Origin of the sequence: Streptomyces sp. NPDC094032 (genome assembly GCF_040303965.1) — a bacterium.
GTDB lineage: Bacteria > Actinomycetota > Actinomycetes > Streptomycetales > Streptomycetaceae > Streptomyces.
In genome coordinates, this window is sequence record NZ_JBEOUE010000024.1 from 111,476 (window position 1) to 125,584 (window position 14,109).

Consider the following 14,109-nt stretch of genomic DNA (forward strand, 5'->3'; position numbering starts at 1 on the left):
GAGCGCGGCCCTCACCTCCGCAGGGACGCATACGGGGAGGGACCCTTCTTTGCGACAGATACGAACGCGCCGCCGTGCGCGTATCGCGGCGATAGCCGTCGCGCTGACGGCGGCGCTGGCCACGGTGTCACCACTCGGCGCCGGCACGGCGACCGCGGCACCCTCGGCTCCGGCCGAACTCGTGATTCCGGCCGAGCGGAACGCGGAGCTGTACGCCGGACGGCTGCAGGCGACCGGTTCCACCGGCTTCCTCAGAGGAGAGCGGGAGACGGGGCTCAAGTGGGTCCCGTACGACGGGGGAGCGGTCATCCCGTACGCGAGCCCCGCCGACGCGCAGCTCTTCGGCACCGGACGCGACCTGATCGCCCGGCTGAACGGAGCGCAGGACAAGGTCGACTTCACCGATGTCCTCGGCGGGACGAAGACGACCGTCACCATCCCGTCGGGCCAGGAGTTCGCCGACGTGATGGGGACCGAGGTCATCACCCGGGAGTACAAGGACGGAGCGGTCGTCGCCGTCCACGCCCTGTCCGTCGTCGACGGAGTCGCCAAGGACCGCACGGTCTGGGGCTTCCGGCCAGGCACCACCGACATCTCTGTGGGGGGCGGGGCCAACCCGAAGGGCTTCCTCCTCTCGTACAAGCTGGACGGGCAGCGGCGGACGGCCTGGATCAAGGCCGAGACCCTCGGCCTGTGGACGCTGGAGAACGCGCAGCAGGTGAGCGCGGCGGGCGACTACGTCTTCGTCGTCACCCCTGAGAAGCGGCTCCAGGTCTGGGACGCGAGCCTCTACGGCGGCCAGACCCCCCTCTACGAGCTGGACTGGCCGGAGGAGACCACCCCGATCGGCATGGTCGGCCACGATGTGATCGCCCGCTCGGCCTTCGACCCCGACGAGTCCACGCTGACGGCGTACTCCACCTACGGCGGGCCGGGACGCGTCGTCCTCGACCAGGTGCACGGAACCATCCGGCCCACCCCGGACGGGCGCCTGCTCGCCATCCGGTTCGGCACCGATGTCACCCGTACCGTCCACGCGCTCCGCAACGACGCCAACATGGGCGTGCTCCGCGTCGACACGGTCCACCAGATCCCGTTCGTGCCCACCTCCCGCCACCGCATCGCGGTCGCCCAGGGCGAGCTGAGCTCCGTGGACCAGATCCCGTGGAAGACGCCCCGCCTGCGGGGTACCCGGCTCTCCGTCTCCGACCCGCTCAGCGCCGAGCCGGTGCAGGACTGGGGCACGGACCGCGACTTCGACGCCCACTGCGCGGACGAGTCCGAGTGCCCCACGCTCGTACCGACGGGCGACGGACGGATCGTCTACCAGAACGTTCACCAAAACCTGGTCGTCGTCGACGCCGGCAAGCAGCTGCCCGGAACCACCGTCGTCGAGGGGGGCGTCATCGGTGACGTCGAGGCCTCGGGGCGGTACGCCTCCTTCCTCTCCCTGAACGGCATGCAGAAGGTCCTGGACCTCGACACCGGCGAGATCGTCTTCGCCCGTGGCGGTTTCACCGGGCAGGCGACCTCGCTGGAGGGCGGAACCCTCTGGTCGCAGAGCTCGACCGGCGGCGCCCCCGGCACGGTCGACGCCGTCGACGTCCGCACCGGCGCGACCCTGCGCTCGGTGAAGCTCTCCGACTGCGACCTGAAGGACCTTCAGGTACGGGGCCGGCTCGCGTACTGGAAGTGCGACACCACCTCCGGCGTCACCGACCTCGACGCGAAGACCACCGTCGCCCTGCCCGGCCACGACACCGCGGTCCTCGGGGACGGCTACATCGCCCACGCCCAGGACGGCACCCTCTCGGTGACCCCGTTGCGCGGCGCCGACAGGACGACCCGGACCGTCGGCCGACCGGCCGACGCCCGGCCCGGCTTCGGCTGGGCCGTGGACCGCTTCGGCGGCCATCTGGCATGGGTGGACGAGCTGCAACGCACCCATGTGACACCGTCCGGCGTACGGACGCCGGTCGTCACCCTCGTCGACTCCACGCAGCCCGCCGGGCTCCTGGACCGCAAGGCGACCACACCGCAGAAGTGGTCGGCGAAGTGGTGGTTCTCCAAGCCCGTCAGCCGCTGGACCGTCACCTTCCAGAGCGACAGGGGCCAGGTGCGCACGATGCAGGGCTGGCAGGTCCGCGGCGCGCTGGAGGTGAACTGGGACGGCACGGACTCGGCAGGTCGGCCGATGCCCGACGGCGTCTACCACTGGTCGCTGACCGCCGTACCCGAGTACGAGATGTCCAGCCCGTCCCTGGACCTGTACGGCGAGGTCGCGCTGACCCGGCTGACCTCGGCGGCCTCCGGCCGCTACCAGCCGGTGACGCCGACCAGGGTCATGGACACCCGTTCCGGTGTCGGCGTGGCCAAGAGGAAGGTCGGCCCGGGCGAGACGGTCACCCTCCAGATCGCCGGAAACGGCGGGGTCCCGGACTCGATCGGCGTCTCGGCCGTGACCCTGAACGTGACGGCGACGAGCGCGACGGCGTCGACGTTCGTGTCGGTCTACCCGTACGGGACGACCCGGACGAGCGCGTCGAACCTGAACGTGGTCGCGGGGCAGACCGTCCCGAACCTCGTCGTCGTCCCGGTGAAGGACGGCAAGGTCACCTTCTACAACCGCAGCGGCAGCGTCGACCTCCTGGCCGACATCGCCGGCTACTACTGGCTGGGCCAGACGGGCTCGCTGTACGAGCCGGTGACGCCGGCCCGGCTGATGGACACCCGCTCCGGCGTCGGCGTGCCCAAGGCGAAGGTGGGCGCGGACCAGACGGTCACCCTGACCGTGGCGGGTCGGGGCGGTGTCCCTGCTGAGGGGGTGACCGCCGTCGTTCTGAACGTGACGGCGACGAACCCGACGGCGTCGACGTTCGTGTCGGTCTACCCGTACGGGACGACCCGGACGAGCGCGTCCAACCTGAACGTGGTCGCGGGCCAGACCGTTCCGAACCTCGTCGTCGTCCCGGTCGACGAAGGCAAGGTCACCTTCTACAACCGCAACGGCAGCGTCGACCTGCTCGCCGACGTCGCCGGGTACTACACCAGCGGGACCAAGGGTTCGCTGTACGAGGCGGTGACCCCGGCCCGGGTGATGGACACCCGCTCCGGCGTCGGCGTCGCCAAGGCGAAGGTGGGCGCGGACCAGACGGTCACCCTGACGGTCGCGGGTCGGGGCGGTGTCCCTGCTGAGGGGGTGACCGCCGTCGTTCTGAACGTGACGGCGACGAACCCGACGGCGTCGACGTTCGTGTCGGTCTACCCGTACGGGACGACCCGGACGAGTGCGTCGAACCTGAACGTGGTCGCGGGGCAGACCGTCCCGAACCTGGTCGTCGTCCCGGTGAAGGACGGCAAGGTCACCTTCTACAACCGCAGCGGCAGCGTCGACCTCCTGGCCGACGTCGCCGGGTACTACAGCCTCTGACCGACCGGTCAGGGACTGCCTGGGGGCCGGGTGTTCACCCGGCCCCCTTCGGGTTCAGGACCAGAGGGTCCACCGCTGGTTGACGGCGCCGTTGCACGAGTACTGGCGCACCTGCTGGCCCCAGCTGCCGTTCCACGACGCCTCCAGGCACTTGCCGCTGTGCACGGCTCGCAGCTGGAGGCCGCCGCCCGAAACGCTCTCCAGACGCCACTTCTGGTTGGTGTCCCCGTTGCAGGGCCACTGGATGAGCCCGGCGCCGTCGGCCTGGCTGGCGTCGAACACGTCGAGGCACTTGCCGCTGTGGCGCGCGACGATCGCGTAGGTGCCGTCGCTGTCCGCGACGAAGTCGAACCGCTGGTTGGGCAGGCTGTCGTCGCTGCCCCACTGGATCACGCGGGCCCCGTCGGCGAAGGACGCGCCCTCCACGTCCATCCACAGCATCCGGTACTCGCTGCGGATCTTCGTCCCGCCGGTGGCCTGCGCGCCGGACGCGACCGCATGGGCGGTGGTGGCCGTCGACGCGATGAGCAGACCGCCCACCAGCGCGGCGGCGGCTCTCTTGACGGCACGGCTCATGTTCATGGTGTCCCCCTCCGGGTCGATGCCTCGCGCCGCACGGTGCGGCGGCGAGACCTACACCAGGGAGCTTGCGCGCAGGGGCGTCCCAGGCGCATGAGGTGGAAGTCCCGAAGCGCTGGGACGTTTAATTCCACGGGACGTTTGATTCCACGGGACGTTTGATTCCACCGGGTGGGGGAGTAGCCGACGGGACGAGGAGCCGCCGCCCCTACCGGCCCGGGGTGGGCCTACGCCCGGCAACGCGGCCCACGCCGAGAAGCACGAGCCCGCACACCGACACGATCAGCCAGCCCGGACGGCCCGCCGAGGCCAGCTCGGCCGGCCCGGCGCCCGCGACCAGGCCGCCGGCGACGGCGATGCCGACCGCGACGCCGACCTGGCGCGAGGTGGACGTGATCGCCCCCGCCACGCCGGCCCGGGACGGCGGCAGACCGGCGACCGCGGTGTTGGTGAGCGGGGCGTTGGCGAACCCGAACCCGATGCCGATCAGCAGGAACGCGAGCAGGATCACCGACACGCTGGTGTCCCCGTCGAGGCCCAGCAGGCACAGACCACCGGCGGCGATGAACCCACCGGCGAGGAGCAGCGGACGCCTGGGCCCGATCCGGCCCACCAGGATGCCGGACCAGGGCGCGCACACCGTGGCCCCGAGCGCCAGCGGCAGGGTCGCGGCGCCGCTGGCGAGCGGCGTCCAGCCACGGGCCTGCTGGAGGTAGAGGGTGCTGAGCAGCAGGGTCACGTTGAGGGCGACGAAGACCGCCGTCGCGCCGAGAACCGCCGTGACGAACGGCGGCCTTCGGAACAGCCCGAGGTCCATCAGCGGCTCGTCGTGCCGGAGTTCGACCAGGATGAATCCGGCCGTGGCGACCGCCGTCAGCACGTAACCGGAGAGGGCCGCGGGCGACGTCCAGCCGATGCGGGGCCCTTCGATGAGAAGACCGACGGTGAGACAGAGCGCCACGGTGAGGAGCAACTGACCGGGCAGGTCGAGGCGCCGGGCACGCGCTCCACGCGACTCCGGCACGAAGAGGGCGACCAGGACGAGGGCGAGGAGCACCACCGGCGCGTTGATCCAGAACACCGAACGCCAGCCGAACGCGCCGATCAGCGCCCCACCGGCGACCGGACCCGCCGCCATGCTCAGCCCGAACACCGAGGCCCACACCCCGATCGCGCGGGCCCGTTCCCGTGGGTCGGGCGTCGCGCTCACCACGATCGCCAGGGCCACCGGACTCAGCATCGAGGCCCCGACCCCCTGGACGGCCCTCGCCGCCACGAGTACGCCGAGGGACGGCGCGAGGGCGCACGCGAGAGAGGCCACGCCGAAGACGATCAGCCCGAGGCGGAAGACCCGACGGCGCCCGAAGCGGTCGGCGAGAGCGCCGGAGACGATGAGCAGACTGGCCATGACCACGGTGTAGGCGTCCACGACCCATTCGAGACCGTGGGTGCCGACACCGAGCCCGCGCCCGATCTCCGGCAGCCCCACGTTGACGATGGTGGCGTCGACACCCACCAGGAACATGCTGAGCGCGCAGACCCCGAGCACCGTCCAGCGCCGCCGCGCGCTCAGCGGGGCGGCTGGAGCGACCAAGGGCGTAGTGAGCATGTGCGTTCCCCCTTCAACTCGACTGTCCGGATGCCGCCCAGGTTCGGACGAGGGGATGGGAGGCCGCAAAGAAAATTGCGGATACGGCAAGCGAATTGCAGAATTCTGCAATTCAATACATTCTTATGTGCCTGTAGTGTCATGTGGCCGTGGAGGCGGACCCGAGGCACGGAGTCGACGAGAAGGGACGGAGGGGGAGCGGGGTGCTGGAGCTGTTGCGGGACGGGCCGCGCCGGTCGGGGATCGTGCCGCCCAGGCGTGACGAGGCGTCAGTCGTGTACGGGCCGGCCGACGCCGACGTGTCGGAGCTGCGCGGGGCGACCTCATGAACCGTCCGCTCCTCCGCCTCACCCGCCGGGTCGCGGCACTCCTGCCCACGCGCGCCGACTACACGGTGATGGCCCGTGACCCGCGCCGTGACCTACTCGCCGGGCTGACGGTCGCGATCGTCGCCCTGCCCCTCGCGCTCGGCTTCGGCGTCTCCTCCGGCCTCGGCGCGCAGGCCGGTCTCGCGACCGCGGTGGTGGCCGGCGCGCTGGCCGCGCTGCTGGGCGGCTCGAACCTCCAGGTGTCCGGACCGACGGGAGCGATGACCGTCGTCCTTGTCCCGATCGTCGCCCAGTACGGGCCCGGTGGGGTCCTGACCGTCGGGCTGATGGCCGGCGTCCTGCTGATCGCCCTGGCCCTCCTGAAGGCCGGCCGCACCATGGCCTACGTCCCCGCGCCGGTCGTGGAAGGCTTCACCCTCGGCATCGCGTGCGTGATCGGACTCCAGCAGATCCCGAACGCCCTCGGGGTCGACAAGCCGGACGGCGAGAAGGTCCTCGCGGTCGCCTGGCGCGCGGTCACCGCCTTCGCCCAGGCGCCGAACTGGACCGCGCTCGCCCTCTCGGCAGGGGTCGCGGCGGTGATGCTGACCGGGGCGCGGTGGCGCCCGACCGTGCCGTTCTCGATCGTCGCCGTGATCGTGGCGACGATCGTGGTGGAGCTCTTCCACCTGGACGGGGCGGCCCCGATCGGCGACCTGCCCGCAGGCCTCCCCGCCCCTTCGCTCGCCTTCCTCGACCTCTCGGCCCTCGGGTCGCTGCTGGCGCCGGCGGTGGCGGTCGCGGCTCTGGCGGCGCTGGAGTCACTCCTCTCGGCGACGGTCGCCGACGGCATGACGGTCGGACAGAAGCACGACCCGGACCGGGAGCTGTTCGGACAGGGCGTGGCGAACCTGGCCGCCCCGCTGTTCGGCGGCGTCCCCGCGACCGCGGCGATAGCCCGTACGGCCGTGAACGTCCGCACCGGCGCGACGTCCCGCCTCGCGGCCCTGACCCACGCGGTCGTGCTCGGCGCGATCGTGTTCGCCGCGGCCCCGCTGGTGTCCCGTATCCCGCTGGCGGCGCTGGCCGGGGTGCTGCTGGCGACCGCGATCCGGATGGTCGAGACCGGCTCGCTCAAAGCGATAGCCCGCGCCACCCGCTCCGACGCGACCGTCCTGGTTCTGACCGCAGCGGCCACCCTGGTCCTCGACCTCGTCTACGCCGTCATCATCGGCCTGGCGGTCGCCGGGGCACTGGCGCTGCGCGCGGTCGCGCGCCAGGCCCGCCTGAACCAGGTCGACTTCCGCCCGGATCTGCCCGGCGAGCACAGCGACGAGGAACACGCCCTGCTCGCCGAGCACATCGTCGCGTACCGGATCGACGGCCCGGTCTTCTTCGCGGGCGCGCACCGCTTCCTCCTCCAGCTGTCGGAGGTGGCCGACGTGCGGGTGGTGATCCTCCGCATGTCCCACGTCACCACGATCGACGCCACCGGCGCCCTCGTCCTCAAGGACGCCGTCGACAAGCTGCGCCGGCGGGGCATCACCGTGCTGGCCTCCGGGATCCGGCCCGCCCAGCGCCAGGTCCTCGCCTCCACCGGCACCCTTCAGCTGCTGCACCCCGACGGCCAGGAGTACGCCACGACGCCGGAGGCCATCGCCGCGGCGCGCAAGCTGCTCGAACAGGCCGGACTGCTCCCCGTACGCCACCACGCCCCGCACCGTCCCCGGAAGGCCGACCGATGACCCCTCCCGCCGAGCGGACGATGCTGGAGATCTCCGGTGCCGAGGCCCTGTGGCTCCTCGAAGGCGCCGGGACCGGCCGCCTCGTCTACATCCAGCGCGACCAGGCGATGATCCGCCCGGCGAGCCACGACCTCGAACACGGCCGCCTGATCCTCCGTACGCCCGTCCAGCCCCTGGCCGTCCTGTCCCGCACCCGCCTCACCTACCACTGCGAGGACATCCGCCACCCCGCCGGCACCGGCTGGACCGTCACCGCCCACGGCCCCGCCGACCTGATCACCGACCAGGACGAGGCCGCCCACTACCGACGGACCCTGCCAGGCTGGTCCCACGGCCCCCACGACACCCTGCTGCGCCTGACCCCGCAGTCGATCACCGGCTTCCGCCTCGCCCGCCCCCGTACCCGTACCCCGGATGCGTCATGACGGCCGTCGCACGGGGCGAGCGCCTGCCCTACCGGCATGTCCTGTCCCTCCCGGTCATGGGCTCGGCGGTACGGATGGTGCGCGAGACCGCCGAGCTGGTCCTCGTCGAGTGCGGCGTAGGCCTCGCGCACCCGTCCGTGGGCCCGGCCCTGCTGGTGCTGTCGGAACTGGCCACCAACACCGTCCGACACGCCGCCGAGGCCTCGCAGACATTCACGGTGATCTTCGCCCACGGCCCCAACACCCTCGCCTTCGCCGTCCACGACCACCACCCGTACCAGCCCGCCGTCTACCAGGCCCTGGCCACGGCCCCGGGGAGCGGCCTGGCGTTGGTGGCGCGGACGGTGATGGAACTGGGCGGGACTGTCGTGGTACGCGCCGACGGTGAGGGCTACGGCAACGGACCGGGCAAGGCCGTCTGGATCACCCTGCCCCTATAACCCGCTAACCCGCGAACCCGTTAACCGATACGGAAGGAAGAACGACGATGACGATCGAGTGGCAGTACACCGACCACGGCCACCTGGGCGTGCTCGCCCTGGCCGGCTACCTCGGCGACCAGGCCGTGGACCGGTTCGCCGGAGCGGTCGGCTGGACCCTGGCCCGGGGCACAGGCCCGGTCGTCGTGGACTTGACCGCCCTCAGGGGCTGGTCCCCGACAGGGCAGTTCGCGGTCACCGACGCCGCCCGCCGCCTGGCTGGTGCGGGCCGGAGCATGGAACTGGCGGCGATCCCCGCCGACGGCTCCCTCGTCCCCACCGGCCCCGGCCCCGACATCCCGGTCCACCCCGACCTGCCGACCGCGCTAGCCGCCCACCCCACGCACACACCGCACGCGTACGGGAGCAATGTCACCGAGCCGGTTCAGCAGACCGGCCCCGGCGCCCGGGCGACGGCGGCCAGGAGCTCACGTACGAGGTCGTAGTCGATCGTGGCGGGCCTGCGGAAGCGGATGCAGCCCTTGCCCATGTCCTGGCCGACCAGCCGGTCCGCGAACGCCTCGACGACGTCGGGGCGCATGAGATAGAGGGAGACGTACTGCTTCTGATTGGCGAACGCGACCTCCGCGGTCCCGCCACGGATGTACGCGGGCATGCCGTACGCGATGGTCTCGCCGAAACCGGTCAGCTCGGCCCGGCACAACTCCCGCAGCCGGATCAACGCGGAGAGGCGGTCATCGGAGACACCGGAGAGCTCGGCAAGGTACCCGTCGACGTCGGAAGCGGAGGACTTGGCCATGGTCACGATTCTAGGGGGGGCGGGCCCACGGCTTGCAGAAATCTGCAATTGTGGAGGTGAACGGCAGTGCAGGGGCCGGCACCACGACACGGCAGCAAGACGGCCCTCAAGGAGAAAGCCAAGGTGGACCAAGGTGCCAAGGACGCGCACGCAGAAGACGACCAAGGCCCCCGGACCGCTGGACCCACCCCTCTACCAGCTGAAGGCCGACTTCTTCAAGACCCTCGGCCACCCCGTCCGCATCCGCGTCCTGGAGCTGCTGAGCGTACGTGAGCAAGCGGTCGCCGAGATGCTCCCCCAGGTAGGCGTCGAGCCGGCGGCCCTGTCCCAGCAACTCGCCGTCCTACGCAAGGCGAACCTGGTAACCACCCGCCGCGAGGGCTCAAACGTCTACTACCGCCTGGCCAGCCCCGACCTGGCCGACCTCCTGCACGTGGCCCGCGGCATCCTCACGGGCGTCCTCCAAGGACAGGCAGAACTCCTAGCGGGCCTACGGGCCACGCAGTGACCCGATAGCAACCGGCAGCCGGACGGGCTCCCTCCCAGGCCCGCGGTGCGTGCGGCGATGCGCAGGTCATCGTGGTGGAGGCGCTCGCACGCGGGGAGATGGACGACCACCCCCGCGACGGAGATCCGAACGGCAGTGCTTGCACACGACGGCTTCGGGGTGGACGTCTTCCCTGCAGTACGGACACGTCCCGCCGTGCCCAGGTTCCGTCGGCGTGACCCGCGAACCGCACGACGGGCACCGACTGGCCTCGGCGTTGATCTGCTCTTTGCAGTACGGGCACGAGCCATGCCGTTCAGCTGCCATCACGTCGCCTCCAGGGGCGGGTGACGAGAGGGGTGGCGGCGGAGGCCCCACCTGCTGCCGATGCCATCACGGCCCCGACACGGCCGCATGCCCTGCGGCACCGTGTGGGGGAGGGCGACGGATTGGCGGGTCAGCCCCGTCCGCCACTCACCACCGCGTCAGGTGGTCCCGTATCGCCGACGCATCAGCGCGTCGTACTCGACGTGTGGTCCGAGCCCGACACTCGCTCGGCGCTGGTCGAGACTGCCGGCTTCGACGACCGGCTGAAGAGCCAGCTCGCCACCCGGGCCCGGCCCGTACTGCGTGCCGTAGGTCTGGGGCTCGCCCCTGGCGACTTGGCAGCGGTCGGTCAAATAGGCGACGTGCCGACCGGGAGCTTCGCCGCGCTTGGCCGCCTCGGCCAGCAGCCCAAGAGCCGCCTCTTGGAACGTGGGGTCACCGTCGGCGTGTTGGGCAAGGAGCCAGGCCGCGTCGGCCCCTTCCTCGCCGACCAGGGTCCGCCCCGGCCAGCCGCAGGTGTCGACAAGCCGCTTGAACCAGGCAGTGTTGTCGGCGTCGACTCTCTGTATTGCCGGCCCATCGCCCTGTCGGCGGGCCTCTTGATCGGCGCCCGCCCGCGCCCGGAGCTCTTCCGCGAGCTCGGGCCGTGTCCCGCCGCTGTTCGTCCCAGTACTGGACATATCGCTCCTTCCGTTGTGTGCGTGCCCGGGTCGGTCATGCACGAGCCGCGTCTGGCGCGAGGTCCAAGTGCGCCCACGACGGTGCCTCGTGGCGGCAGGAGTGGCCCATGGGATCGATCACGGGGTGGGCGCTCACCGTCGGGCTTCTGCTGATGCGGTGTTCGTCCCGGCAACTGCACCAGTCTGGGACCTGATAGGCGAAGTCGCCGTAAGCACAGGGTCAGGTACGGATGGCCACCTCCCAAGCAGCATGAGCACAGGCAGAGGCCGGCCAGCGGCGGTTCGACCACGCCGCCGGTCCGTCGACACCAACAATGCGCCGGGATCAGGACCGGGACGTGCAGGGATTCGGTCCGATAGAGCTTCGCGCACTGCTTGGCGAGATCCGGACCTGGCGTCACCCGTCCCAGTCCCATGTGTCGAAGTAGGCCGCCACCCCCGTCCGCCGGGCGTTCATGACAGCCGCCAGCCGGGCGAAGTCGTGGGCGGGCATCAGCCCCCGCCACTGGTGAAGCCGCAGTGCCCGGACCTCATCGTGTTCCTCGGGCGCCAGGGTGATGCCCGCGACCTGCCGGTCGGTGAGTCGCCCGCCGTCGAATACGAAACCTGAGGTGGCGTACGGCCATGCCGCGCCGGGCAGTCCGAAGACCGCCGCCAGCAGCTTCGCAGGACCGGGCACCAGGAGCCCGGTCTCCTCCGCCGTCTCCCGAACCGCCGTGTCCCACGGCCTCTCGCCCGGCTCGGACGTACCGCCCGGCCACTGCCAGGGGTGCTCCGCGCTGTAGGTGGCGTGCAGGTGCACGGGCCGGTCGCACTCGTCTGTGAAGAACAGGCTGCCGAACACGGTGGCCTTCGGCAGCGTCGCCGCGTACTCCTCGACGGGCAGCCATGGGCCGCTCACCGCTCGCCCCCTACGGACTTGGGGGCGAGGCGCGTCATGCGCATCAAGGCCGGCTCGCTCACGAACCCGAGCTCTTCGTACAACGGGGTCGCCTCCGTGCTGGCGTGCAGCTCGAAGAGGGTGACCCCGTCCGCTGCCAGGTGCTCCAGCAGCGCGGACACGGCGGCCCGGGCGAACCCGCGGCGCCGGTAGGCGGGCTCGGTGGCCACGACGTGGATACGGGCGGCCAGGCCGAGGGGGTAGCGCGGGGCGGGCAGGACGGGGTGGATGAAGCCGACGGCGCAGGCGGCGAGGCCGCCGGTCGCCGCGTCGATCACGTAGGCGCGTGCGTCGCCCGAGGGCCCGAGCCGCCCGGCGAGGTGATCGCGAGTCCTGCGCACCCATTCGCCGTCCAGAGGATCGGACAGGACGTACGCCGAGCGCAGCCGGCTGATCTCGGCGGCGTCGTCAGGCGTCCCGCGCCGCGGGGCAGCAGCCGAGGTGGGTGTGCGAGGGGCGTGGGTCATGGACGAGTACCTCCAGCGGACGGTCCAGTGGCGTGGCACGCCAGGTTGGCGGTCACGGACGACCTCGGGGCGGTGGCGGGGGAGGACGGCGAGCTGAGGCCCGGTCGGGACGCCGGGGTCTTGGGTCCCAGCGGTGGTCACCGCAGGCGGTCAACGGCTCCATGGACCGCACCCGCCCTCTCCACTCGTACCCCTTGGGCCCGGTGAACACTCCTGGTCATGCCCGGGCCATCGGAACACCAGGCGGCAGCACTCCCTTTCCAGCACATTCCCGGCGGGCAGCAGATCGTCGGGCGTTCCTGCCGGGTGGACCATCAGGGCGGGATCGGCCTGGCCATCGTCGTCGTCGGCTCGCACATGGCGGTCCCAGGCCCGGACAGTTCCCCATGTAGATCAGGTAGGCGACCGAAGCGTCTCCGAGGATTGCGGGTGCGTCGCGTAGCCGAAGTAGGTGCTCGCCGCCATGGACACGCCGTTGGCATCCTCATGCCGGGGCCCGCGCAGCGCCTCTTCCAGGCATGCTGTGGCGGTGGCGGCGGTGCCGTGCTCGAAACGGAGCGTCCGTCCGCCGTCGAGAAGGTGGACGACTGGGATGGCGCGAGCCTGCTGCCCCTTGGCCGCGGACGAAGCCGCAGTGCGTGAAGCGGCGAGCGTGCAGCACCTGGCCGCGCCGCTCGAAGGCTAACAACCGGTTGCAGCCGCCAATCTCCAGCGGCAGGACGAGAAGGCCGCCGTCGGCCAGTTGATCCCGCCAGGCCGGGGCGATGTCCCCGCAGTTGTACGTGATCACAGCGGCGTCGAAGCCGCCACGCGGCACCCGAGGGCCGTGCCAGTTACGAAGGGGAGGGGGGTACGCGTTCGCCGCCCGCCTCCATGGTGAACTGGCCGGTGCGGCGCACGACCCACGGATCGACGTCAATGGTGAGTGAGCACGCGCCAGTCGGGTCCGGAGACATGGGCGATCAATTCAGCGGTGTAGCCGCCGGGCCCCTGCTTCAAACACGATCGCATCCGGCTTCTGGCACAGGCTCTCGACCATGTCGGCTCGGAGCCAGGCCGCGGACACTGAACCGATCGCCGCTCCCGCTTCGTCGCGCCAGGAGACGACGGCCTGGTCCGCAGGGCCGTCTGAACCGGCTCGGAAGGGGCCCAGCCGCCGTCGATGACCGTCTGGGCAATCGCCCGCGCGCAGGCGGTCGGCCTCGGTCGGTTCACCCGGTACGGCCGACTGGTAGCAGGCCGGGAATGATGCACAGCTTCGCTTCCGGGTTGGTCAGGGTGCCCGTCCAGGCGGTGATGCGGACGACCGCTCTGAGCCGCAGAACATCGTGGCTGTCGTCGACCAGCATCGTCACCACGTACGCGTCGCCCAGCTTGGCCAACAGCCCCTTCAGCATGCCGCTCCGGGACCGGCCTAGGGTCTGTCCGGCGGATCATGGTGTCGGCGAGGTGTGCCCGCCGTGATCGTTCGGCCGGCTCTCGTGGTGCAATGCTGCTCATGGCGACACTTCTTGATAGGGCGCAGCTGTTCCGTTCCTTGCATGTACCAGGCAAGCCGCTGGTCCTGCCCAATGCCTGGGACGGCGCTTCCGCCCGTGTGGTGGCGGATGCGGGCGCTGCTGCGATCGCGACCACCAGCGCCGGGGTCGCTTGGTCGCTCGGCCACGGCGACGGCGATCACATGACCCGCGATCAGGCGCTTGGTGCGATCACCCGGATCGCGGCCGCTGTGGACGTACCGGTCACTGCCGACATCGAACGTGGCTACGCGACCGACTCCGACGGCGTGGCCGAGACCGTCCGAGGCGTCCTCGCGGCCGGAGCCGTGGGGATCAACCTGGAGGACACCCTGCGCTCCGTCGCCGAGCAGGCC

General features: G+C 71.3%; 15 protein-coding genes. 7 read left to right on the top strand and 8 right to left on the bottom strand.

The genetic code is table 11. The features are described 5' to 3' along the window. Window positions 1-49: 49 nt before the first annotated feature. Window positions 50-3,430 (top strand): FlgD immunoglobulin-like domain containing protein, encoded by a 3,381-nt coding sequence (locus ABTZ54_RS28185; RefSeq protein WP_351668350.1) that lies wholly within the window; start codon window positions 50-52, stop codon window positions 3,428-3,430. A gap of 54 nt (window positions 3,431-3,484) precedes the next feature. On the opposite strand, the gene ABTZ54_RS28190 is transcribed toward ABTZ54_RS28185, so the two are convergent. Both ABTZ54_RS28190 and ABTZ54_RS28195 read right to left on the bottom strand, forming a co-directional pair. Further along, a complete protein-coding gene (locus tag ABTZ54_RS28190; protein WP_351668352.1) occupies window positions 3,485-4,012 on the bottom strand; it encodes an RICIN domain-containing protein in 528 nt (175 codons plus the stop codon). A 205-nt stretch (window positions 4,013-4,217) separates the two neighbouring features. Then, window positions 4,218-5,618 carry a DHA2 family efflux MFS transporter permease subunit gene (locus ABTZ54_RS28195; protein ID WP_351668354.1) on the bottom strand — a complete coding sequence of 467 codons (1,401 nt, stop codon included), beginning with the start codon at window positions 5,616-5,618 and terminating at the stop codon, window positions 4,218-4,220. A gap of 325 nt (window positions 5,619-5,943) precedes the next feature. Here ABTZ54_RS28195 and ABTZ54_RS28200 point away from each other — a divergent pair, with 325 nt between their 5' ends. Genes ABTZ54_RS28200 through ABTZ54_RS28215 form a run of 4 tightly spaced genes read left to right on the top strand, consistent with a single transcriptional unit; the run spans window position 5,944 to window position 9,021 of the window. Further along, the gene (locus ABTZ54_RS28200) at window positions 5,944-7,671 is read left to right on the top strand and encodes a SulP family inorganic anion transporter (RefSeq protein ID WP_351668356.1); all 1,728 of its coding nucleotides are present in this window, start codon (window positions 5,944-5,946) and stop codon (window positions 7,669-7,671) included. Next, a complete protein-coding gene (locus tag ABTZ54_RS28205) occupies window positions 7,668-8,096 on the top strand; it encodes a pyridoxamine 5'-phosphate oxidase family protein (protein WP_351668358.1) in 429 nt (142 codons plus the stop codon). The genes ABTZ54_RS28200 and ABTZ54_RS28205 overlap by 4 nt, the downstream gene beginning before the upstream one ends. Next, window positions 8,093-8,536, top strand: coding sequence for an ATP-binding protein (locus ABTZ54_RS28210; protein ID WP_351668360.1), 444 nt, complete (start codon window positions 8,093-8,095; stop codon window positions 8,534-8,536). The genes ABTZ54_RS28205 and ABTZ54_RS28210 overlap by 4 nt, the downstream gene beginning before the upstream one ends. Before the next feature lie 47 nt (window positions 8,537-8,583). After that, window positions 8,584-9,021, top strand: coding sequence for an STAS domain-containing protein (locus tag ABTZ54_RS28215; protein ID WP_351668362.1), 438 nt, complete (start codon window positions 8,584-8,586; stop codon window positions 9,019-9,021). Here ABTZ54_RS28215 and ABTZ54_RS28220 read toward each other — a convergent pair. Further along, the gene (locus ABTZ54_RS28220) at window positions 8,961-9,335 is read right to left on the bottom strand and encodes an iron chaperone (RefSeq protein ID WP_351668364.1); all 375 of its coding nucleotides are present in this window, start codon (window positions 9,333-9,335) and stop codon (window positions 8,961-8,963) included. The genes ABTZ54_RS28215 and ABTZ54_RS28220 overlap by 61 nt on opposite strands. A gap of 178 nt (window positions 9,336-9,513) precedes the next feature. Between ABTZ54_RS28220 and ABTZ54_RS28225 the strand changes: the two genes are divergently transcribed. Beyond that, window positions 9,514-9,843, top strand: coding sequence for an ArsR/SmtB family transcription factor (locus ABTZ54_RS28225; protein WP_351668388.1), 330 nt, complete (start codon window positions 9,514-9,516; stop codon window positions 9,841-9,843). A gap of 66 nt (window positions 9,844-9,909) precedes the next feature. On the opposite strand, the gene ABTZ54_RS28230 is transcribed toward ABTZ54_RS28225, so the two are convergent. The 5 genes from ABTZ54_RS28230 to ABTZ54_RS28250 all read right to left on the bottom strand — a co-directional run bounded on the left by ABTZ54_RS28230 (window position 9,910) and on the right by ABTZ54_RS28250 (window position 13,633). Next, the gene (locus tag ABTZ54_RS28230) at window positions 9,910-10,149 is read right to left on the bottom strand and encodes a double zinc ribbon domain-containing protein (protein WP_351668366.1); all 240 of its coding nucleotides are present in this window, start codon (window positions 10,147-10,149) and stop codon (window positions 9,910-9,912) included. Between the two features lie 158 nt (window positions 10,150-10,307). Further along, on the bottom strand, window positions 10,308-10,829 hold the full coding sequence (locus ABTZ54_RS28235; protein ID WP_351668368.1) for a DUF6624 domain-containing protein: 522 nt from the start codon (window positions 10,827-10,829) through the stop codon (window positions 10,308-10,310). Between the two features lie 397 nt (window positions 10,830-11,226). After that, complete coding sequence (locus ABTZ54_RS28240) at window positions 11,227-11,730, bottom strand: NUDIX domain-containing protein (RefSeq protein ID WP_351668370.1); 504 nt, start codon at window positions 11,728-11,730, stop codon at window positions 11,227-11,229. After that, a complete protein-coding gene (locus ABTZ54_RS28245; RefSeq protein ID WP_351668372.1) occupies window positions 11,727-12,236 on the bottom strand; it encodes a GNAT family N-acetyltransferase in 510 nt (169 codons plus the stop codon). The genes ABTZ54_RS28240 and ABTZ54_RS28245 overlap by 4 nt, the downstream gene beginning before the upstream one ends. Before the next feature lie 1,211 nt (window positions 12,237-13,447). Next, on the bottom strand, window positions 13,448-13,633 hold the full coding sequence (locus ABTZ54_RS28250; RefSeq protein ID WP_351668374.1) for a hypothetical protein: 186 nt from the start codon (window positions 13,631-13,633) through the stop codon (window positions 13,448-13,450). Window positions 13,634-13,734: 101 nt separating this feature from the next. On the opposite strand from ABTZ54_RS28250, the gene ABTZ54_RS28255 reads away from it, so the two are divergent. Next, window positions 13,735-14,109 (top strand): isocitrate lyase/phosphoenolpyruvate mutase family protein (locus ABTZ54_RS28255; RefSeq protein WP_351668376.1); only part of this gene is annotated, 375 nt, incomplete at its 3' end.